Origin of the sequence: Salipiger bermudensis, from assembly GCF_020171625.1 — a bacterium.
GTDB lineage: Bacteria > Pseudomonadota > Alphaproteobacteria > Rhodobacterales > Rhodobacteraceae > Salipiger > Salipiger bermudensis_B.
On sequence record NZ_JAIUZY010000001.1, the window covers coordinates 307,694 to 327,428 of the forward strand.

18 protein-coding genes are annotated in these 19,735 nt (G+C 66.7%); 11 read left to right on the forward strand and 7 right to left on the reverse strand.

Annotated elements, in window-relative coordinates; all coding sequences use genetic code 11:
• Nucleotides 1-751: 751 nt before the first annotated feature.
• From LCM15_RS01460 to uvrA, 5 genes are all read left to right on the forward strand, one after another.
• Complete coding sequence (locus LCM15_RS01460) at nucleotides 752-3,568, forward strand: xanthine dehydrogenase family protein molybdopterin-binding subunit (RefSeq protein WP_224852452.1); 2,817 nt, start codon at nucleotides 752-754, stop codon at nucleotides 3,566-3,568.
• Nucleotides 3,565-4,086, forward strand: a complete 522-nt coding sequence (locus LCM15_RS01465) for a (2Fe-2S)-binding protein (protein ID WP_224852453.1) — start codon at nucleotides 3,565-3,567, stop codon at nucleotides 4,084-4,086. The genes LCM15_RS01460 and LCM15_RS01465 overlap by 4 nt, the downstream gene beginning before the upstream one ends.
• On the forward strand, nucleotides 4,083-5,066 hold the full coding sequence (locus tag LCM15_RS01470) for a hypothetical protein (RefSeq protein ID WP_224852454.1): 984 nt from the start codon (nucleotides 4,083-4,085) through the stop codon (nucleotides 5,064-5,066). The genes LCM15_RS01465 and LCM15_RS01470 overlap by 4 nt, the downstream gene beginning before the upstream one ends.
• Nucleotides 5,063-5,758 (forward strand): Crp/Fnr family transcriptional regulator, encoded by a 696-nt coding sequence (locus tag LCM15_RS01475; RefSeq protein ID WP_224852455.1) that lies wholly within the window; start codon nucleotides 5,063-5,065, stop codon nucleotides 5,756-5,758. Before LCM15_RS01470 ends, LCM15_RS01475 begins: the two co-directional genes overlap by 4 nt.
• Before the next feature lie 419 nt (nucleotides 5,759-6,177).
• Complete coding sequence (gene uvrA / locus LCM15_RS01480) at nucleotides 6,178-9,054, forward strand: excinuclease ABC subunit UvrA (protein ID WP_224852456.1); 2,877 nt, start codon at nucleotides 6,178-6,180, stop codon at nucleotides 9,052-9,054.
• 133 nt (nucleotides 9,055-9,187) lie between these two features.
• Here uvrA and LCM15_RS01485 read toward each other — a convergent pair whose 3' ends face one another.
• The gene (locus tag LCM15_RS01485) at nucleotides 9,188-9,535 is read right to left on the reverse strand and encodes an excinuclease ABC subunit A (protein ID WP_224852457.1); all 348 of its coding nucleotides are present in this window, start codon (nucleotides 9,533-9,535) and stop codon (nucleotides 9,188-9,190) included.
• A 341-nt stretch (nucleotides 9,536-9,876) separates the two neighbouring features.
• On the reverse strand, nucleotides 9,877-10,662 hold the full coding sequence (locus tag LCM15_RS01490; protein ID WP_224852458.1) for an enoyl-CoA hydratase: 786 nt from the start codon (nucleotides 10,660-10,662) through the stop codon (nucleotides 9,877-9,879).
• A 58-nt stretch (nucleotides 10,663-10,720) separates the two neighbouring features.
• Between LCM15_RS01490 and LCM15_RS01495 the strand changes: the two genes are divergently transcribed.
• Nucleotides 10,721-11,149 (forward strand): PaaI family thioesterase, encoded by a 429-nt coding sequence (locus tag LCM15_RS01495; protein ID WP_224852459.1) that lies wholly within the window; start codon nucleotides 10,721-10,723, stop codon nucleotides 11,147-11,149.
• 137 nt (nucleotides 11,150-11,286) lie between these two features.
• Here the strand turns inward: LCM15_RS01495 and LCM15_RS01500 are convergent, their stop codons facing one another.
• A complete protein-coding gene (locus tag LCM15_RS01500) occupies nucleotides 11,287-11,514 on the reverse strand; it encodes a DUF1127 domain-containing protein (protein ID WP_224852460.1) in 228 nt (75 codons plus the stop codon).
• Nucleotides 11,515-11,583: 69 nt separating this feature from the next.
• On the opposite strand from LCM15_RS01500, the gene LCM15_RS01505 reads away from it, so the two are divergent.
• The 4 genes from LCM15_RS01505 to LCM15_RS01520 all read left to right on the forward strand — a co-directional run bounded on the left by LCM15_RS01505 (nucleotide 11,584) and on the right by LCM15_RS01520 (nucleotide 14,994).
• Complete coding sequence (locus LCM15_RS01505; protein ID WP_224852461.1) at nucleotides 11,584-13,008, forward strand: PLP-dependent aminotransferase family protein; 1,425 nt, start codon at nucleotides 11,584-11,586, stop codon at nucleotides 13,006-13,008.
• A 171-nt stretch (nucleotides 13,009-13,179) separates the two neighbouring features.
• Nucleotides 13,180-13,638 carry a 50S ribosomal protein L13 gene (gene rplM, locus LCM15_RS01510; RefSeq protein ID WP_224853057.1) on the forward strand — a complete coding sequence of 153 codons (459 nt, stop codon included), beginning with the start codon at nucleotides 13,180-13,182 and terminating at the stop codon, nucleotides 13,636-13,638.
• 2 nt (nucleotides 13,639-13,640) lie between these two features.
• Complete coding sequence (rpsI, locus tag LCM15_RS01515) at nucleotides 13,641-14,129, forward strand: 30S ribosomal protein S9 (protein WP_224852462.1); 489 nt, start codon at nucleotides 13,641-13,643, stop codon at nucleotides 14,127-14,129.
• A 73-nt stretch (nucleotides 14,130-14,202) separates the two neighbouring features.
• On the forward strand, nucleotides 14,203-14,994 hold the full coding sequence (locus tag LCM15_RS01520) for a putative nucleotide-diphospho-sugar transferase (protein ID WP_224852463.1): 792 nt from the start codon (nucleotides 14,203-14,205) through the stop codon (nucleotides 14,992-14,994).
• Here the strand turns inward: LCM15_RS01520 and LCM15_RS01525 are convergent, their stop codons facing one another.
• Nucleotides 14,995-16,017, reverse strand: coding sequence for a glycosyltransferase family 2 protein (locus tag LCM15_RS01525; RefSeq protein ID WP_224852464.1), 1,023 nt, complete (start codon nucleotides 16,015-16,017; stop codon nucleotides 14,995-14,997).
• A 116-nt stretch (nucleotides 16,018-16,133) separates the two neighbouring features.
• On the opposite strand from LCM15_RS01525, the gene LCM15_RS01530 reads away from it, so the two are divergent.
• A complete protein-coding gene (locus LCM15_RS01530) occupies nucleotides 16,134-17,246 on the forward strand; it encodes a glycosyltransferase family 4 protein (protein ID WP_224852465.1) in 1,113 nt (370 codons plus the stop codon).
• Nucleotides 17,247-17,249: 3 nt separating this feature from the next.
• Here the strand turns inward: LCM15_RS01530 and LCM15_RS01535 are convergent, their stop codons facing one another.
• Genes LCM15_RS01535 through LCM15_RS01545 form a run of 3 tightly spaced genes read right to left on the reverse strand, consistent with a single transcriptional unit; the run spans nucleotide 17,250 to nucleotide 19,735 of the window.
• On the reverse strand, nucleotides 17,250-17,864 hold the full coding sequence (locus tag LCM15_RS01535; RefSeq protein ID WP_224852466.1) for a TetR/AcrR family transcriptional regulator: 615 nt from the start codon (nucleotides 17,862-17,864) through the stop codon (nucleotides 17,250-17,252).
• Entirely contained in the window at nucleotides 17,864-18,733 is an 870-nt protein-coding gene (ppk2, locus tag LCM15_RS01540; protein ID WP_224852467.1) for a polyphosphate kinase 2, read from the reverse strand. The genes LCM15_RS01535 and ppk2 overlap by 1 nt, the downstream gene beginning before the upstream one ends.
• 51 nt (nucleotides 18,734-18,784) lie before the next feature.
• Complete coding sequence (locus tag LCM15_RS01545; protein WP_224852468.1) at nucleotides 18,785-19,735, reverse strand: alpha/beta fold hydrolase; 951 nt, start codon at nucleotides 19,733-19,735, stop codon at nucleotides 18,785-18,787.

Sequence of the window (19,735 nt, forward strand, 5' to 3'; positions counted from 1 at the left end):
AGGGGGAGAGGGAGGGGCTCGGATGTTGGGGTATCGCCGCCCGCCGAGGCTGGTCTGGGCGGGGTTTTGTACAGAGGGTCGGCCCCTTAGGCCCGGTTGGGCCAGACAGGTCCGTCAGGCTAGTCCGCAGGTCGAAGCCGTGCGCAGTCACCTCCCTGCGCTAACATTTCCGAAGAGGCATGTGTCAATGCGCCGACACGTCGGCTGATTTCAATGTTCTCGGATCAACCTGAGGGAGCTAGTGTGACCATATTGATTGTCAAACTATGAAGGATCAAAACGTTTCCTTTCGCGTCTTAGTAGATCTTTTTTCATTCGGTGGGGCTGCAGATTTTTTCCCGGTCAGGGCTGCGGGTCTACCACGTTTCATCCCGACGTTGCGGGCAGGCGTCCGATTGTTCTCTGACGCCTGTCTCTCGGGCGGCTCTCTTTCTTCGTGAAAGGAGGATCGTGATCTGCCGCGTGGCGGATGCGTCGGGGTTCAGGTGAGTGTGTTTGTGTGTCGGGCCGTCGTGGCCCTTTGGTTCGGGCGCGGTACTTTCAGGCTGCGCCCGGGCCGGTCCCCTCTCTTAAGGCAGCTTCCGGTTTTTCAGGTGCGCTGACCGCGAAAAACCTCGCCGCGCCGCGCCGCGGCACTTGACCTGCGCGTTGCGTGAGGTCAACCTCGCCTCAATTATTTTGGTTTGAGTCAATTACGAACGTCCTGCGGGACGGGCTCCGACCTGAAGTGTCGAGGAAGAGGGACAGGGACATGAGTGCCCCGCCGGTCAGCCGCGCCGCGCCGATGTCGCGCCGCGGCTTTCTCAGGACTGCGTCCGGTATCATTGGGCTGAGCGTGCTGGGGCTGCCGGGCCGCGGGCAGGGCGCGGATGTGGGCGTTCCCGCACCGCTGGGTCCGGTGCCCGGGGTGGCGGCTCAGCGCATCGAGGGGCTGGCCAAGGTCACCGGCGAGAAGGTCTATGCCCGCGATTTCCGCGCCCGCGACATGGCGGGCTGGCCCGATCACCAGTGGCATGCGCTGTTCCTGCGCGCGCGCACCACGCAGGAAGCCTTCCTCGGGCTCGACCTGTCGTCGCTGCCCTCCGGGGCGACGCCCACGCGGGTGGTCCTCGGCAGCGATCTCGAGCCGGGCTTTTTCGACGCGCCGGTGGAGTTCAGGCGCGATCTGCACATCGACGCCCTGCTGTCGGCGCGGGCCGAGGAGCAGAGGAAGACCGCCAAGGTTGGCAGCTTCAACCTGCCCGACGGGCTGAGCTTCGATCTTCTGGTGAGGCCGGGCACGACGCCGAACTTCCTCGGGCAGGCGGTGGCGCTCTTGCTCTTCGACAGCCTCGCCACCTATCGCGCGGCGCGACGGTTCCTTGCCGGAGATGACGGCATCGTGCAGCGCTACGGGCCCGGCGACGGGCCGGATGGCACGCCTTTGCCGGAGCAGCCCTTCGATCCGCGCACGCTCTACGTCAAGGACCCGGATTTTGATTATGCCGGCACCGACGCCGAGACCTACGCGCGCGAGGCGCCGCAGGTTCAGGCCCGCATCCGCGAGGCGCTGGATGCGGCGACCGGGCTGATCCGCCAGCCGATCCGCGCCGAGATGCGCGCGATGGACCCGATGTTCATGGAGCCCGAGGCCGGCCTCGCCTGGATCGACCCGGCCCGCAAGGAAATGCAGCTGGTGCTCGGCACCCAGTCGCCCGACGGCGACGTGCGCAACATCGCCAGCATGTTCGGCAGCAAGGCGTCTCCGGTCCGCGACCTCAGCCAGGTGACCCTGCACAGCTGCTATCCGGGCGGCGGTTTCGGCGGGCGCGACAGCTCGCCGTTTTCGCTGATGCTGGCGCTGGCGGTGGCCTTTGCCGAGGGCAACCCGGTGCGGCTCGCCTATGACCGGTTCGAGCAGTTCCGCGTCGGGCTCAAGCGCCATGCCACCGTGGCCCAAGGCACGCTCTATGCCCATGCCGACATGCGGCTCGAGGCGGTCCGTCTGAACATGGTGTTCGATGGCGGCGGGCGGCGCAACCTGTCGCCCTACGTGGCCTCGCTGGGGGCGCTCTGCGCGGGCGGCAGCTACCGCCTTCCGGTGGCCGACATCCACGCCGAGGCGCTGCACACCGAGAACATCTCGGGCGGCTCGCAACGCGGCTTCGGCGGTCCGCAGGCCTATTTCGCCATCGAGACCGCACTCGACGATCTTGCCGCGGCGCAGGGCTGGGATCCGATGGCGCTGCGCCGGGCCAACCTGATCGCCGAGGGCGACACCACCGTCACCGGCGGCCCCATCGAGCAGAGCCTGAACCTGTCGGAGATGCTGGACATCGCCGAGGCCCACCCGCTCTGGGCCGAGCGCGCCGCGATCCGGGCCGGGCACGAGGCCGAGGGCCGGACCTACGGCACCGGCCTTGCCATGTCGCTGCAGGCCTACGGCACCTCTGGCGACGGCATGGTCGCGGCGGTGCATCTCGAGCGCGACGGCACGCTGACCGTGCAGTCCGACGCGGTCGACATGGGCAACGGCTCGGCCACCACGCTGGGGGTGACCATCGGTCCGATCCTCGGGGCCAATGCGGCGCGCGTTGAGATGGGCGGCTACACGCTTTTCGCGCAGACCGGGCTGAGCGATGACAGCGCCAATCACCAGCGCTGGAGCGATCCGATGTGGACCCAGAAGGGCACCGGCTCGTCCTCGGCCTGCCTGACCGGTCTGCATCAGGTCAACACCGTGCAACAGACGGCGCAGGCGCTGCTGCGCGGCTCGCTTCTGGTCGGGGCGGCGAAGCTCTGGGGGCGCGGGCCGCTGTCGGCAGACGAGGTGGTCTGGGAGGCCGGCGCGCTGCGGCCCGCCGGCGGGGGCGGCGCGCCGCTGACGCTGGCCACGCTCGCCCGGGCCGTGCACGAGATGGGTCTGCCGACAGGCGCGCTCGGACATGCCTATTTCCAGAACGTCTGGGCCGAGGCCGATTTCGACACCCCCGGCGGCGCGCTGCATCTGCAGCTCGACGGGCTGGCCTATTACCGCGGCAGCAAGACCGCGCCCCTGCCGATCCCGCGCCGCAACGGCCGCTACCCCGCGCCCGAGACCCAGCGCTATTCGCGCTATGTCTGGGCGCCCTGCGTCAACGTGGTCGGCCTGACGCTCGACCGCGCCAGCGGGCGGGTGCAGATCGAGAACGTGCTGAGCGTGCTCAATGCCGGACACATCCACGTGCCCGAGATGGTCTCGGGCCAGAGCCAGGGTGGGGTGGCCATGGCGATCGGCTACAGCCTGCTCGAGGATATGCCGCCGGGGATGGCGGGGCCCGCCGACGGGCGCTGGAACCTCAACCGCTACCACGTGGCGCGAGCCGGCGACGTGCCCTTGGGCGATCGCTACGTGCCGGGCGCCCGGGCGCAGGAGTTGATCACCATACCGCAGCCGGAGGGCAGCAAGCGGGTCGGGCGCGGCATCGCCGAGGCGGTGATGTGCTCCATTCCGCCCGCGATCTCGAACGCGCTGCGCGATGCCACCGGCGTGCGCTTCGCCTCGCTGCCGATCACGCCGGAGAAGATCCTCGGGGAACTCGCGCCATGACCATCCGTTTCTCTGTCAACGGCGTCGGTTTCGAGCTGCCGGACAGCCGCGGCCAGGACACGCTGCTCGATTTCCTGCATGAGGAGCTGAACCTCACCGGCACCAAGCTCTGCTGCGGCATCGGCGTGTGCCGCGCCTGCACCGTGCAGGTGGTCAAGCCACCAAGCCCGGCGCCGGTGCCGACGATCAGCTGCTCGACCGCGCTGGCGACGCTCGACGGCACGCAGGTCTCGACCATCGAGAGCGTCGCCCGCAACGGCCGGCCCGGCCCGGTGCAGCAGGCCTTTCTCGACGGCTTCGCCTTCCAGTGCGGCTATTGCGCGCCGGGCTTCGTGATGGCGGCGCGGCTGTTCCTGAGCGGGCTGCGGGCGCAGCCGGTGCCGCCCGACCAGCTCGAGGCTGCGATGATGGACGCCATCGGCAGCCATATCTGCCGCTGCACCGGCTACGTGCGCTACTTCGACGCGCTGCGACCGCTCGCCGAGGCGGTCAATGCGGGGGAGGCGATCGAGCTATGAGAGCGCTCTTTCTCTTCGTCGCGCTGGCGCTGGCCGCCCTCGCGTCGCCAGCCGCCGCCGAGACCCCACACGCGGTCTACGGCGCGGCCTGCGCCGCCGCCATTGCGCCGATCCCGGGGTTCGACTGCGCCGAGGGGGTGACCGTGCCGATCACCATTGACGGCGTCGAGATCACCGACCGCGCGCCCGAGACCTGCGACCGACCGGGGCTGCTCGACAACGGGCCGGGCTCGGACGGGCAATGCGTGCCGTTCTCGCGGATCCTCGACCTCTCGACCGGGACCGCGCAGGTCTCGGTCATGTGCCGCCAGAAACGCTTTCGCAGCGCCGACAGCAGCGCGTTCGACGAGATCGACGTGATCGCGCACAACCCGGCCACCGGCGCGACCTGCTGGTTCCAGGCCGAGGGCACCGAGGAGGCCCCGCTCAGCGGCGCGGCGGTGCCGTCGCCGACCGGGCCGGAGGGGGCGGGCTTCTGGGCACCGCCGGCGACCGTGGCCGCCGCGGGCTGCGGCACCTGCCACGACAACGACCCGTTCATGTATTCGCCCTTCGTGGGTCAGGTCTGGGGCCATGTGCCGACCAACCCGCTCGGGCCCTATGCGCATGTGGATGCGGGCTTCGGCTTTGCCGACTGGCCGACCCACGAGATGCAGCCGCGCGACAACACCTGCCTTGGCTGTCACCGCATCGGCACCGGGCACCTGACCCCGCCGGACCCTGCGGCGGAAAAGCCCGGCTCCTGCGGCCAGCTCGCCGCGTGGATGACCGGCGCGCCGGCGCCGGGGGCCGATGCGGCGGCCCGAAGCTATCCGCTCAGCCACGCCATGCCACCCTATTTCGGGCTGTCGGAAGAGGCATGGCACGAGATTTACGGCGACTCTGTCTCGGTGGTGCGATCTTGCTGCGCCGACCCGGCCCAGCCCATGTGTAACACGCGCGAGATCCGCGCCTATCTGGAGGACGGACCTGTTCCATGAAGAATGCAGTGGCCTTTCCGCATTTGCTGAGAGCGCGGATCCTCTCGGACCTCCCCGGGGAGGACAAGGCGGCGTTCCTGAACCGTTGCGAGAAACGCAGCTTTGAATTCCCGGAGGTGCTGCTGGATCAGAACGAGGTGCCGCCGGGCCTGTTCCTGGTGGCGCATGGGCGCGTCGACGTGGTGCTGATCGGGGAGCGCGGCGAGCAGACGCTGCTGGCGCATCTCGGGCCGGGCGAGACGGTGGGCGAGATCGAGTGCATCTCGGGCGAGACCTGCATCGCGCGGTGCCGCACCCAGCCGCTCACGACGCTGCTCTTCTGTCCCACCGCGGTGGTCTACGAGTTCCTGCGCGCGCCGCTCTTTATGCGCAACGTCGCTGCGGTGTTCCGCGGACGTATGGCGCAGGACAATGCGGTCAAGGCGCTCGATCAGCACGGCTCGCTGGAGCAGCGGCTGTTCCTGCGCCTGCGCACCATGTGCGACGGGCGCGACCGGGTCCGCGCCAACCAGGCGGAGCTGGCCGAGATCCTCGGCTGTTCGCGTCAGAGCGTGAACAAGGCGCTGGGGCGCCTGCGCTCGGAGGGCATCATCGACGCCTCCAAAGGGCAGGTGGTCATTCTCCAGTCGAACCCCTCTCTCGACGTGCTGGGGGCCGACGCGCGCGTCGACGCGGTGCGCAAGAGCGGCTGACACGGGATCGGCGCCTGTCTAAGGCCGGGGCCATGTGGGGGGCGACGAGGGGGCGCTGCCCCCGCCCGCGCTGCGCGCGGACTCCCCCGGGATATTTTCGGCCAGAAGAAGACATGGGCGCAGCTCCCCTGGCTTCTCTTCGTCAAAAATACTCCCGCCGGAGGCAGGCCGGACAGATCGGCCGGGCGCGGCGCGGGGGCGAAGAGACGCGGGCCGGGGGCAGGTGGCTCCGAAGTTGCGGAGGGAGGCGGTGCGAGGCACCGAGGACGCGGTTTGCGGCGCCGCGTGGGCCGGGCGATCGTCATTGATTTCTTTCAATCTGGAAGCTGTGTGGTAACGTTCCTGAAATGTTCCGGCATTGGCATTGGCCAAGCCGATGCTTTCACCTATGTAACGGGCAATCCCGTCTCGGAGGTCTCATGCCAGAGCTGAAGCAGATCGAGGTTCGCGGTGCGCGCGAACACAATCTGAAATCCATCGATGTCGATATTCCCCGCGACGAGCTGGTGGTGATCACCGGCCTGTCGGGCTCGGGCAAGTCCTCGCTTGCCTTCGACACCATCTATGCCGAAGGGCAGCGCCGCTATGTCGAGAGCCTCTCGGCCTATGCGCGGCAGTTCCTCGACATGATGGAAAAGCCCGATGTCGACCATATCGCCGGTCTGAGCCCGGCGATCTCCATCGAGCAGAAGACCACGTCGAAGAACCCGCGCTCGACCGTCGGCACGGTGACCGAGATCTACGACTATCTCCGCCTGCTCTTCGCCCGCGTCGGCACGCCCTATTCGCCCGCCACCGGGATGCCGATCGAGGCACAGCAGGTGCAGGACATGGTCGACCGCGTCATGGGCATGGAAGAGGGCACCCGCGGCTACCTGCTGGCGCCGATCATCCGCGACCGTAAGGGCGAGTACCGCAAGGAGTTCCTCGAACTGCGCAAGCAGGGCTTCCAGCGCGTCAAGGTCGACGGCCAGTTCTACGAGCTCGACGAGCCGCCGACGCTCGACAAGAAATTCCGCCATGACATCGACGTGGTCGTCGACCGCATCGTGGTGCGCGAGGGGCTCGAGACCCGGCTGGCCGACAGCTTCCGCACCGCGCTCGATCTGGCCTCGGGCATCGCCATCCTCGAGACCGCCCCGAAGGAGGGCGAGCCCGAGCGCATCACCTTCTCGGAGAATTTCGCCTGCCCGGTGAGCGGCTTCACCATCCCCGAGATCGAGCCGCGCCTGTTCTCGTTCAACGCGCCGTTCGGGGCCTGCCCGGAATGCGACGGGCTTGGGGTCGAGCTGTTCTTCGACGAGCGTCTGGTGGTGCCCGATGCCACGCTGAAGGTCTCGGACGGGGCCATCGCGCCGTGGCGCAAGGGCAAGTCGCCGTATTTCCTGCAGACCATCGAGTCGATCGCCAAGCATTACGAGTTCAATAAGAACGAGCGCTGGAAGGACCTTCCGGCGCATGTCCAGCAGGTCTTCCTGCATGGCTCGGGCGACGAGGAAATCCAGTTCCGCTATGACGAGGGCGGCCGGGTCTACCAGGTCTCGCGCGTGTTCGAGGGGGTGATCCCCAACATGGAGCGGCGCTACCGCGAGACCGACAGCAACTGGGTGCGCGAGGAGTTCGAGCGCTACCAGAACAACCGTCCTTGCGGCAGCTGCGGCGGCTACCGGCTGCGCGAAGAGGCGCTGGCGGTGAAGATCGGCAGCCCGGACAATCTTCTGCATATCGGCCACGTCGTCGAGATGTCGATCAAGGAGGCCCATGCCTGGATCGAGACGGTGCCGGGCAACCTCACCGGTCAGAAGAACGAGATCGCCCGCGCCATCCTCAAGGAGATCCGCGAGCGGCTCGGCTTTCTCAACAACGTCGGGCTTGAGTACCTGACCATGAGCCGGGCCGCGGGCACGCTCTCGGGCGGCGAGAGCCAGCGCATCCGCCTCGCCAGCCAGATCGGCAGCGGCCTGACCGGCGTGCTCTACGTGCTCGACGAGCCGTCCATCGGCCTGCACCAGCGCGACAATGACCGGCTGATCGGCACGCTGAAATCGCTGCGCGACCAGGGCAATACGGTGATCGTCGTCGAGCATGACGAGGACATGATCCGGCAGGCCGACTACGTCTTCGACATCGGCCCCGGCGCCGGGGTGCATGGCGGGCAGGTGGTGAGCCACGGCAAGCCCGAGGAGATCGCCGCCGATCCCGGCAGCCTCACCGGTCAGTACCTTGCCGGCACGCGTGAGATCGCGGTGCCCGCCAAGCGCCGCAAGGGCAACAAGAAGAAGCTCAAGGTGGTCAAGGCGACGGGCAACAACCTCAAGGAGGTCACCGCCGAGTTCCCGCTGGGCAAGTTCGTCTGCGTCACCGGCGTGTCGGGTGGCGGCAAGTCCACCCTGACCATCGAGACGCTCTACAAGAACGCCGCGATGAAGCTCAACGGCGCACGCGAGACGCCGGCGCCCTGCGAGACCATCAAGGGGTTCGAGCATCTCGACAAGGTCATCGACATCGACCAGCGCCCGATCGGCCGCACGCCGCGCTCGAACCCGGCCACCTATACCGGCGCCTTCACCCCGATCCGCGATTGGTTCGCGGGGCTGCCCGAGGCCAAGGCCCGGGGCTACAAGCCGGGGCGGTTCTCCTTCAACGTGAAGGGCGGGCGCTGCGAGGCCTGTCAGGGCGACGGCGTCATCAAGATCGAGATGCACTTCCTGCCCGACGTCTATGTCGAGTGCGAGACCTGCAAGGGCAAGCGCTACAACCGCGAGACTCTGGAGATCAAGTTCAAGGGTAAGAGCATCGCCGATGTGCTTGATATGACTGTGGAAGAGGCGCAGGAGTTTTTTACCGCAGTGCCCTCGATCCGCGAGAAGATGGATGCGCTGATGCGCGTCGGGCTGGGCTACGTCAAGGTCGGCCAGCAGGCCACGACGCTTTCGGGCGGCGAGGCGCAGCGGGTGAAGCTGTCGAAGGAGCTGGCAAAGCGCTCGACCGGGCGCACGCTCTACATCCTCGACGAGCCGACCACCGGTCTGCATTTCGAGGATGTGCGCAAGCTGTTGGAAGTGCTGCACGAACTGGTCGAGGCCGGCAATACGGTGGTGGTGATCGAGCACAATCTCGACGTCATCAAGACCGCCGACCACATCATCGACATCGGTCCCGAGGGTGGCGATGGCGGTGGTGAGATCGTCGCGGTGGGCACACCCGAGGAGGTGGCCGAGGTCGCGCGCTCGCACACGGGGCACTACCTCAAACCGATGCTGGCGCCCGGCAAGGGGGCGGTGGCCGCGGAGTAAGCGCCTTGCGTGCTTCAGGCGCTGGTGCTGACTTGTTTCTGCACTTTAGGATTGGGCCTCAGCCCTCTGAATGAAATGAAAAAAACCGCGCCTTGATGGGCGCGGTTTTTGTCTTTCCGGGGTAGGGGCGATGTCAGTCCGCCAGGGCGGCGATTGCTCCAATGACGTTCAGCACCTTCCGGGTTTCGGGGTCGACACGATAGACCACGTCGTCATTGCGGTAATAGGTGCCGTCCGGCAGCCCGTAGCGATCCGGGTTGCGCAGGATGATCACGTCGCCGTCGATGCGGTCACCGGTGCGGTAGCGATAGCGGTAATCGTCGTCGTGCCGGTCGGTATAGCCCTTCACGTGGCCCGGCGGGTTACACCCGTTCTGCTTCTTGGCAAGGCCGGGCGGGCAGCCCTTGGGAGCGGCGCTGGCGGCGATCGGCATGGTAAGGGCGCCCGCGGACAGGGCGGCGAGGGCGAGGGTGCGGAACATCTGGGCTCTCCTTTTTCCGGAGAGTATAACGCAGCACGCGACAGGATTTGTTCCCCCTTGGTAAATGTGGGCGGTACACCGCTTATCGGTGCATTGGTGGGCCTTCCGCCTCATGTCGGGGCCCGACTTGATCTGCGCATGGAGCTGGTGGCAGGCGTCCAGCGGCGGCAAGGACTGCGCATTTGTGCACGCCTTCGACGGGAAAGCGATGCCCGCAACGAGGCGCCGGGGCTGGTCGATCTGCCCCAGTCTATTGGTGGAATGCGCTCTGGCGTTCGTGGCCCCGACAGATGGCCGCGTGTCCCATGCCCGCCCCCAGTATCGCGCCCAGCAAGTGTCGCCTACCGCGCCCAGTCCGGAGGGCGCTTTTCGAGAAAGGCCGCGATGCCTTCCTCGGTGTCGCGCCAGAGCATGTTTTCGACCATGACCGCCCCGGCATGGGCATAGGCCTCATCAAGGCCCATCTCGGCCTGCGCATAGAAGGCTTCCTTGCCGATCTTTACTGCCGCGCCGAGCTTGCCGGCGACGGTCCCGGCCAGCGTGGCCGTGGCCTCGGCCAGTTCCGCGCCCGGCACGACGCGGTTGATCAGCCCCATCTGCACCGCCTCCTCGGCCTCGGCAAAACGACCGGTGGACAGCAGCTCGAAAGCCTGCTTGCGGGGGATGTTGCGGGTCAGCGCCACCATCGGGGTCGAGCAGAACAGGCCGATATTCACCCCGTTGACCCCGAACCGCGTGCCCTCGGCGGCCACCGCGAGATCGCAGGAGGCGACGAGCTGGCAGCCGGCGGCGGTGGCGATCCCGTGCACCTGCGCGATGACCGGCTGGGGCAGGCGCTGGAGCCCCGTCATCACCTCGGTACAGCGGGCAAAGAGGTCGGCAAAGTAGGCCTTGCCGCCATCCTCGGCCTGCCGGCCCTGCTGCATCTGCCTGAGATCGTGGCCCGCGCAGAATGCCTTGCCCTCGCCTGAGACCACCACGGCGCGGATCTCGCGATCCTCCCGCAGCGCGTCGATCTGCGCCTTGAACGCGGCGAGCATCTCGTCCGAGAGCGCGTTCAGCCGCTCGGGCGCGGTCATGCGCAGATGCGCGACCGCCCCGGTGTCGTGACGTTCCAGCAGAGCCATCTTGTCCTCCCACTCCGTTTGCGCTGAGGTTAGCCCTGCGGCGAGCGGGAGGACAAGCATGGCGCTGACGATGACGGTTGAGGAGGTCGAGAGCTACCTCGCGGAGGTGTTTCCGCAGGTCGACGGGATGTTCGGCATCGACCGGCTGGACGACGATCTGCTGGTGATGCGCCTGCACGTGTCCGATGCCCACCTGCGGCCCGGCGGCACGGTGTCCGGGCCGTCGATGTTCGCGCTCGCCGATGTCGCGGCCTATGTGGCGACGCTGGCGCGGATCGGGCGGCAGGCCCTGACGGTGACGACGCATTGCTCGATCGACTTCATGCGCAAGCCCGAGGCGGGCAGGGATCTGCTGGCGGAGGCGCGACTGCTCAAGCTCGGGCGCAGCCTGAGTGTTACCGATGTGCTTCTTTATTCCGAAGGCTCTGACAAACCGGTGGCGCACGCGTCGCTGACCTATTCGATCCCGCCCGCGCCGGTTGGATAGGGCCGGGAGGCTTGTCCGATGCACGTTCAGTGATGCGTGACGCGGCTTCGTCCTTTGAAAAGCCCGCGACTCCACAATGAAAAAAGGCGCGAGGAATGCCTCGCGCCCAGGGGAAGAGGTTCCGGCAGGTCCGGGGATCAGCCCTGCCAGAACATGCGGCGTGCCTCCTTGTAGGCGACGTGCCGTTCCAGGCCGACATCCCGCAGCAAATGATCGTCGAGCTGGCCAAGCGCCTTTCGGGTGCGCCGGCGCTCGGACCATTTGGCCAGCACCACCGCAGTTCGCAGCGCAATTGCCGCGAGCAGCGGCAGCGGGCGCTGCGCCTCGAGATAGGCAATATGCGGGGCGTGGGTGGTGGTGGTCATGGGGTGGCTCCGATTTTGTATTAGTACAATACCCTTGATTGTCGTGTTCAAATGATACATTGTGCAAATATGAGCGTCGAGAAGAACATTGTGACCGATACAATATCCGAGCTGTTCGAAGCGCAGCCCGGTGGACCCAAGTACCGGGCGCTGTCAGCCGCGCTGCGGCAGGGCATCGCCGCCAAGCAGCTCGGCAATGGAACGCAGCTTCCGCCGGTGCGCGATCTTGCCTGGCGGCTCGGGATGACCCCGGGCACTGTCGCGCGCGCCTATACGCTGCTGACCGACGAGGGGCTTCTCGTTGCCGAAGTTGGCCGGGGCACCTTTGTCAGCGGCGCGCCGGAGCCGCGCCCGCCGCTCTACATCACCTTGCCCCAGAAGGAGGCGCCGGACGGCGCCGAGATGGTGAGCCTGTTCACCGCGCGGCTTCCGGACCTCGGGCAGGTGGCGCTGATCCGGCAAGGATTTCAGCGCATTGCCGAACAGGAGGGGCGGGATCTGCTGGACTACCCGTCGGCGGCGTCCTTCGCGCCGGCGCGGCAGGCGGTGGTCGACTGGCTGGCCGGGGTTCCGCTCGGCGCGCTGCATCACGAGGACGTGGTGCTGTCGCACGGCGCCCAGAGCGGCATTTCTCTAGTGATGCAGGCCGTTCTGCGCGGGCGACGGCCAGTGGTGATGGTCGAAGAGCTGGCCTATCCGGGCTTTCGCCGCGCGGCCGAACTGCTGCGGGTCGAGATTGTATCGGTTCCTATGGACGAACACGGGATTGTACCATCCGCGCTCGCCGAGCTGGCGCGCCGGCACGAAGCGCAGCTGCTTTGTACCTCTCCCGAGCTGCACAATCCCACCGTCACGATCACCCCGCAGGACCGGCGACGCGAGATCGCCGCGGTGGCGCAAAGCTGCGGCTTCGACATTCTCGAGGATGACAGCACCTTCCTTGGCGACAGCCGCGCCGAGAGCTACCGGGCGCTGCTGCCCGATCAGGGCTGGTACGTGGCATCGATCTCGAAAACGCTCACTCCGGCGCTGCGCATCGGCTTTGCCATCGCCCCGCAGCGCAGCCGTACCGCGCTTCGGCGCGTCGCCGAGAACGGCTTCTTCGGTCTCGCGCGGCCTCTGGCGGATCTGACCGAGGATCTGCTCACCCGGGAAGAGACCCGCCAGATCGTGCGCTCGGTGCGGCAGCGCAACGCAGCCTATGTGCGCAGCACGGTGAACGCGCTTGGCGGGTTCGATCTGAGCTGGCACGAGGACTCGCCCTTCGTCTGGCTGCGGCTGCCCGCTGGCTGGCGCTCGGCCGCGTTCTGCCTCGCCGCCGAGCAGAAGGGGGTGCAGGTGCGCCCGGCGGAGGATTTCGCGCCGCGCACCGGCTTTGCGCCGCACGCCGTGCGCATCGGCATGAACGCCCAGGTGGAGATGTGCGAGTTCGAGGCGGCGCTGGCGCGGCTGCGCAGGCTGCTCGACAATCCGCCGGAGCAGATTCTGGTTTGAGATTGTGGGGTATTATTATACCATAATTTCAAGCATATGTTTTTGCTTGATAAATTTGATTTTTGCCCGCTTGACTGCAATTTCCGGACGCGTATAACCCGGCAATCGGAATTCGGACCCTCCACGGTGTCCGCTCAAGACAAGCTCCAAGACAAGCTCAAGGGCAACACGATGAAAACCTTCTCTGCAACTCCGGCAGACATCGAGAAGAGCTGGATCGTGATCGACGCGGAAGGCGTCGTTCTCGGCCGTCTCGCATCGATCGTCGCCATGCGCCTTCGTGGCAAGCACAAGGCAACCTTCACGCCGCACATGGATATGGGCGACAATGTCATCGTCATCAACGCCGACAAGGTGCAGATGACCGGCAAGAAGCGTGAAGAGAACTTCTACTGGCACACCGGTCACCCGGGTGGCATCAAGTCGCGCACCAAGGCACAGATCCTCGAGGGTGCACACCCCGAGCGCGTGGTGTTCCAGGCCGTCAAGCGCATGCTGCCGGGCAACCGCCTGTCGCGCGCGCAGCTGACCAACCTGCGCATTTACGCCGGCGCCGAGCATCCGCACGAGGCGCAATCGCCCGAAGCGCTCGACGTCAAGTCGATGAACAAGAAGAACACCCGGGTGTAATCATGGCTGAACAGATCAATTCCCTGGAAGAACTGGGCGCCGCAGCCGGTGTGGACGCAGCCCCGGAAATCGAAGAAGCGCCGCGCGAGCCCGTCCGTGACGAGTTCGGCCGTGCCTACGCCACCGGCAAGCGGAAGGACGCGGTCGCCCGCGTCTGGATCAAGCCGGGCTCCGGCAAGGTCTCGGTGAACGGCAAAGAGCTGAACGCCTACTTCGCCCGTCCGGTGCTGCAGATGATCCTGCGCCAGCCGTTCTCGGTTGCCGGCGTGGAAGACCAGTTCGACGTCTACGCCACCGTCAAGGGTGGTGGCCTCTCCGGTCAGGCCGGCGCGGTCAAGCACGGTGTCTCCAAGGCGCTGCAGCTCTACGACCCGTCGCTGCGTTCGGCCCTGAAGGCCGCAGGCTTCCTGACCCGCGACAGCCGCGTGGTCGAGCGTAAGAAGTTCGGTAAGCGCAAAGCCCGCCGCAGCTTCCAGTTCTCGAAGCGTTAATCGCTTCCTTTACGCAAATTTCAGGGCAGCCGGAGCGTCTCCGGCTGCCCTTTTTTGGGCGACGGGGCAGCACATGGAGAGGAATCGTTTCGAGGCGCAGGGGTTCGTCGTTCTCATCTGCTGCGACTCGAATTTCTTCGAATTGGCGCAAGTTTTCGAACGCAATCTGCTGAACGTTCAGGGTAGCTATCCAGTGATCGGTGATCTCGGCCTGACCGAGACACAGCGCGCCGCGCTTCAGTCGGAACTGATCGACCTGCGCAGCGACGGCAGCTTCCGCGAGTTCAGCGAGGCTGGCTATATCCTGACCACCCACAAGCCCGCCGCCATCCGTGAGGTGATCCGTCGGTTCGGTCTGCCTTGCCTGGCACTCGATGCGGACATGCTGCTGACCGCGCGCCTACAAGCTGGCGAATACGGCGGCGCCGATATCGCGGTGACTCCGCGCATGCGCCGCAGAGAAAAGCGGTTCGAAGATCATCGCAATGGCTACCTCAATGCGGGATTCTTCTATGCCGCCGCCACGCCGGAAGCAGACGCCTTTTTAGTAGAATGGCAGCGCCGCTGTGAGGCTGGGGACAAGTCCGACCAGCTGATCCTGTCGGAAATGACGCAGGATTGGAAAGGGGATCCGCTGGGCGCGTGCATATCTCGCGGGGGGCTGAGCCTCGTGAAGTTGGCGCCCTGGATCTACAACGACACCCGGCACTATCGCGGCAAGGTCGTCCATTTCAAGGCGTTGGGCCGCAGAGGTAAAAACCGCCTCAAATGGGAGCGCATCGCGCGGCGAATGCAACGCGCGCCGCGTCTGTACGGCGCGCTCCTTGCACTGCTGCGGCGGTTCGCTCAGCCTTTCCCGCGCTGATCACCAAACCGCGTTGCCGGTTTTCTCGAGGCTGCTCCAGCCGGTTAGCGGCACGGAGTGGGGCCCGAGGAAGCTGGCGTTCTCCTCGCGCATTTTCGACAGCATGGTTTCAATGCGCAGGTAATCCTTGTTGCCCTTGGAATAGCCCCCCGTCTGCGGAGCCCATTCTAGCTTGCGCAGCATCGCGGGCGTGTAACGGTAGTGCAGCAGTGGCAGCAGGATGCGATGGCTCAGAGCGAGGGTGGTGCGGTGGCTGCTGTAGAAGGCCTGACCTGGCCGCCATTTCTGGATCAGGGGTTTCACCAGCGTGCCCGAGGGGGCCTTGCGCGCTCCCAGCAGGCGCAGCTTCAAACGGTTTTTGAGCCCGATCTCCTCCTTGCCGGCATAGGCCACGTCGAGCCTGTGGCGCACGCCCACGTAGCGATGGCGAGGAGATTTGTTCGGACGAAGTGAGAAGTGCCGCGCCCCGTCGAAGAACCATTCTGCCGCGGGCCAGGTGAAGCCGCTTTCGGGATAGGCAGCAAGATCGGCGATGTCGCGGGGATAGAGATCGATCATCCCGGCCCAGGCACCGTTCGCGCCCTCGGCTTCAAGCCGCGAGATGACGTCGTTCAGGGTCTTCCCGTCCGGCAGAAGCACGAATTCGTCGATGTCGCATTGCAGCGCCCACTGGTTCATGCAGAAACGGTCCATCAGCTCGGTTCGCCAGACATGGATCATGCGCAGATCGCCCCCGACGCGGACAATCCCGGGGCGTCGCTCAGCGGGCGGAATGTCGCCATAGCGGCTTGTCGAGGACAGCAGGCAGACGTCGGGCTGTTCCAGCAGGTAGTCGGGCGTTCCATCATTCGAGGCATCGTCGAGGATGAAGAAGCGCTTCACCCCGAGCGCGCGGTAGTGTCCCAGGAAATCCGGAAGGAATGGGCGCTCGTTGCGCACAACGAGGATCAGCGGAAGGCCGGGCGCGTTTGACAGGTCGTTGTTCCGGACCGAAACGTCTGGGGCGGGCAACTGGTCGGTCATGGGAACTCCTTCAACTCGCAGTTTCGGATGTTGTACCGGGCGGCTCGGCGGCGGCAAGCCCTAGCACCACGGTGTTCGATATCGTAGTCAGGAGCTACGCTTGATCCGAGGATACCATGCCGCGCCCCCTGAACATCTTGTTTCCCTATACCGGTGACAGCGTCGGTGGATCGCATATCTCATCGTTGCTCTTGGCGCGCGCCCTACGGGAGGGCGGGCATAACGTGACGCTGGGTCTGCATCGCGGGGTGGGGGCGCTCGTTGATCGTCTCGCCGCCGAGAACGAGCCTTGGGTGCCCTTGCCGGACGTCGAGGCGCCTAAACTGCGCGCCGCCTGGCGCTCGGCGCTGGCCCGGCGGCGCACGCGGCGCGGACTGGCGGAGTGGCTCAGCGCGCATCACTTCGATATCGTGCACACCCACGACATGCGCAACCACCTGATTTGGAACGCGGCGGATGGTCCCGCCCATGTCTGGCACCAGCGGACGCCTGCCTCCGGCAAGCATATGACCAATTGGGGCCTGCGCGCCGCGGCCTTCATTGCCGTGTCCCGATTTACGCTGCAGAGCCTTCCCGTTGCGCTGCAAGCTCATGCCAAGATGATCTACAATCCGTTCCTGCCGCAGCAGCCTGCGAGCGAAGAGGCCCGTGCCGCCTTGTGTGCCGCGCTTGGGGTCGCGCCGGGAACGGCGGTGGTCGGCTATGTCGCGAACTTCTCGGATCGCAAGCGCCCGGAGCTGTTTGTCGAGATCGCAGCGCAAGTCCGCGCGGTCCACCCAGGACCGCTGGTCTTTCCGATGTATGGGGCCTTGCACGAGCCGTTTCTGGGGCGCGTAAAGGCGCGGATCGCGAATCTCGGGCTTGGCGATGCCGTGCGGCTGATCGGTCCCCAGGCGCCCTTCGGCCCGGTGATGGCGGGCTTTTCAGCGCTCGTCGCCCCGGCGCGAAACGAGGCCTTGGGGCGGACGCTGATCGAGGCAGGGCTTGCCGGTGTCCCGCTGATCGCCACCCGCGAAGGTGGCAATACCGAGATCGTCGAGGATGGCGTGACGGGCCATCTCGTGCCGCCCGACGATGTGGAGGGTTTCGCGCGGGCGGTGCTTGAAGTGCTGTCGAATCCCGCGGAGTCGGCCGCGCGCTGCGCCGCCGCCCGCGCGCGCTGCGAGAGACTTTTCTCGCTTGGCGCCCATGTGGCCGCCATCGAGGCAGTTTACGACGAGATCATCTGACCCTCAGTCCGGCGGGATGAGACCGAGTCCGCGCAGGTAGATGCCGATCCCGGTCTCGAGCAGCGCTTCGGGCGGGAAGGGCGACTGGGTGCCCGGCGAGTTGCGGGCGAACAGCTCGACAACCCCGTGCGAGAACGCCCAGACATGCGCCGAGACCATCGAGGGCGGCGGGCGCTTTTCCGGCGGGATGTGCTGCGACAGCTCGGCGGCGGCGCGCTCGGGAATGCCGCGGGCGCGGGCCGAGAGCGTGGCAAGCTCGGGCGAGTGGTTGACCGAGATGCCGCTTTCGAACATCGCGATGTAGTGCCCGGGATGCTTGCGCGCAAAGGCCAGATAGGCGCGCCCCGTGGCCTCGAAGGCGGCCAGCGCCGACGGCTTGCCATCGTCATAGGCATAGGCCATCAGGTCGGCGAAGATCTCGTAGCCCTGCCGGGCGGCCTCGGCGATGAGGTCCTCGCGCCCGTCGAAGTGGCGGTAGACCGCGGCGGGCGTGACGCCGGCGCGCTTGGCGGCTTCCGACAGGGTGAAGCCGGTCGGACCCTTCTCCTCGATCAGCGCGAGCGCCGCATCGACCAGCGCCTGACGCAGGTTGCCGTGATGATAGCCGCGCTTGGACATCAGGCGTCCCAGATCTCCGGGCCGCCCGCGATCTTCGGATCGGGCGCGCCGACCGCGCGGACGTCTTTCCCGGTGTAATCGAGATGGCTCAGAACGTGCCGGATCGCCGCGAGCCGCGCGCGTTTCTTGTCATCGGAGCGGATCACCGTCCATGGCGCCGGGGCGCTGTGGGTGCGCGACAGGGTCTCCTGGATCGCGGCGCTGTAGGCATCCCAGCGCTTCAGCCCCTCGACATCGATCCAGCTCAGCTTCCACTGCTTGAGCGGGTCGCCCTCGCGCTTGAGGAAGCGGCGCAGCTGTTCGGCGCGTCCGACGTTGAGCCAGAATTTGAAGACCCGGATGCCTTCCTCGACCAGCATCTGCTCGAACTGCGGCGCCTGGGCAAAGAAATTCTCGCGCTCGGTCTCGGTGCAGAAGCCGAAGACCTTCTCGACGACGCCGCGATTATACCAGGAGCGATCGAAGAACACGATCTCGCCGCCGGCCGGGAGGTGCTCGATATAGCGCTGGAAATACCATTGCGTCGCCTCGGTGTCCGACGGCTTGGAGAGCGCCACCACGCGGGCGCCGCGCGGGTTGAGGTTCTCGCGGAAGCGCTTGATCGTGCCGCCCTTGCCGGCGGCATCGCGGCCTTCGAAGACGCAGGCGATGCGCTGGCCGGTGGCCTTGGCCCAGCTCTGCATCTTGACCAGTTCGATCTGCAGCGCCTCCATCTCGCGGTGGTAGGCTTTGCCCTTCATCTCCTCGGAATAGGGGTAGGAGCTCGACAGGATCTCGTCCTTGTCGGCGCGCTTGAGCGCCTTGCGGATGTCATCGGGGGCTTCGTCGTTGAAGTAGCTGCTGATGGCGCCGTCGAAGGGAGTGGTCAAGGCGGGTGTCCTGCTGGTGGCCGTGCGGGCCAATATGGAATGTAAATCGCCTTAACGCAAACCCGCGCGGGCGGCGACCCGGTCGATCGCGGCATACATCTGCGAGGCGGCGACGTGCTGCGCCGCGTGGCCGACGCCCGGCAGCACGATGAGATTGGCGCCGGGGATCTGCCGCGACGTGGGCACCGAGTGGATCTGCAGCCCGACGGTGGTGTCGGCATCGCCGTGCAGCATCTCGACCGGCAGGTCGAGCTGGCCGTAGCGCGGCACCATCTGCGCGATCTCGGATTTCAGCGAGGCCCGTTGCAACGCGTTCTCGCGCAGGCTCGCGGGGCGCAGCGCCAGCTGGGCGCCGATATGCTCGGCATAGCCCGCCGGCACCGGCTGCGGCGCGAAGACGCCGGCGATGGCGTTGAGCACGCGCTCCTCTCCGGCCAGCGCCGAGATCGCGGGGTTGGCGATGCCCGAGAGCGGCCCCGAGGTCAGGCGGTAGAAGAACGGCACCCCGGTGTCCCAGGTCTGCGAGGCGGCCGAGACCAGCACCAGACCCGAGACCCGCTCGGGATGCTCCACCGCCCAGGCCAGGGCCACGGCGCCGCCGTAGCTGTGGCCAAGCACGATCGGGCGCTCGGCCCCAAGCTGGCGGCTGGCGGCGCTGAGCAGAGCGGCCTGTTCGAAGATCGATGCGCCGTCATTGTCGATGCGCGGCGTGTAGCCCATGCCTGGCCGGTCGAAGGCGATGACGCGGTACCGCCGCGAGAGCTGATCGACGGCGCGATAGGTCCAGTCGCGCAGGTTGCCGCTGGCGCCGTGGATCAGCACGAGCGGCGGGCCGTTGCCCTTCTCGACATAATGCACGCGATGACCCGAGACCTCGAGAAACCGGCCCTCCGGCGGATAGGCCTCGAGCGCGGCGGCGCTGCTGCTGTCGGAGGCCTGATTGCCGGCGGCGCAGGCCGCGACGCCAAGACACAGGAGGGAAAGCAGCGCGCGTCGTTTCAT

Bases quoted from the DNA above. Each gene is read 5' to 3' on its own strand.
- LCM15_RS01460 (WP_224852452.1), top strand. From the start codon at position 752: ATGAGTGCCCCGCCGGTCAGCCGCGCCGCGCCGATGTCGCGCCGCGGC.
- LCM15_RS01465 (WP_224852453.1), top strand. From the start codon at position 3,565: ATGACCATCCGTTTCTCTGTCAACGGCGTCGGTTTCGAGCTGCCGGAC.
- LCM15_RS01470 (WP_224852454.1), top strand. From the start codon at position 4,083: ATGAGAGCGCTCTTTCTCTTCGTCGCGCTGGCGCTGGCCGCCCTCGCG.
- LCM15_RS01475 (WP_224852455.1), top strand. From the start codon at position 5,063: ATGAAGAATGCAGTGGCCTTTCCGCATTTGCTGAGAGCGCGGATCCTC.
- uvrA (WP_224852456.1), top strand. From the start codon at position 6,178: ATGCCAGAGCTGAAGCAGATCGAGGTTCGCGGTGCGCGCGAACACAAT.
- LCM15_RS01485 (WP_224852457.1), bottom strand. From the start codon at position 9,535: ATGTTCCGCACCCTCGCCCTCGCCGCCCTGTCCGCGGGCGCCCTTACC.
- LCM15_RS01490 (WP_224852458.1), bottom strand. From the start codon at position 10,662: ATGGCTCTGCTGGAACGTCACGACACCGGGGCGGTCGCGCATCTGCGC.
- LCM15_RS01495 (WP_224852459.1), top strand. From the start codon at position 10,721: ATGGCGCTGACGATGACGGTTGAGGAGGTCGAGAGCTACCTCGCGGAG.
- LCM15_RS01500 (WP_224852460.1), bottom strand. From the start codon at position 11,514: ATGACCACCACCACCCACGCCCCGCATATTGCCTATCTCGAGGCGCAG.
- LCM15_RS01505 (WP_224852461.1), top strand. From the start codon at position 11,584: ATGAGCGTCGAGAAGAACATTGTGACCGATACAATATCCGAGCTGTTC.
- rplM (WP_224853057.1), top strand. From the start codon at position 13,180: ATGAAAACCTTCTCTGCAACTCCGGCAGACATCGAGAAGAGCTGGATC.
- rpsI (WP_224852462.1), top strand. From the start codon at position 13,641: ATGGCTGAACAGATCAATTCCCTGGAAGAACTGGGCGCCGCAGCCGGT.
- LCM15_RS01520 (WP_224852463.1), top strand. From the start codon at position 14,203: ATGGAGAGGAATCGTTTCGAGGCGCAGGGGTTCGTCGTTCTCATCTGC.
- LCM15_RS01525 (WP_224852464.1), bottom strand. From the start codon at position 16,017: ATGACCGACCAGTTGCCCGCCCCAGACGTTTCGGTCCGGAACAACGAC.
- LCM15_RS01530 (WP_224852465.1), top strand. From the start codon at position 16,134: ATGCCGCGCCCCCTGAACATCTTGTTTCCCTATACCGGTGACAGCGTC.
- LCM15_RS01535 (WP_224852466.1), bottom strand. From the start codon at position 17,864: ATGTCCAAGCGCGGCTATCATCACGGCAACCTGCGTCAGGCGCTGGTC.
- LCM15_RS01545 (WP_224852468.1), bottom strand. From the start codon at position 19,735: ATGAAACGACGCGCGCTGCTTTCCCTCCTGTGTCTTGGCGTCGCGGCC.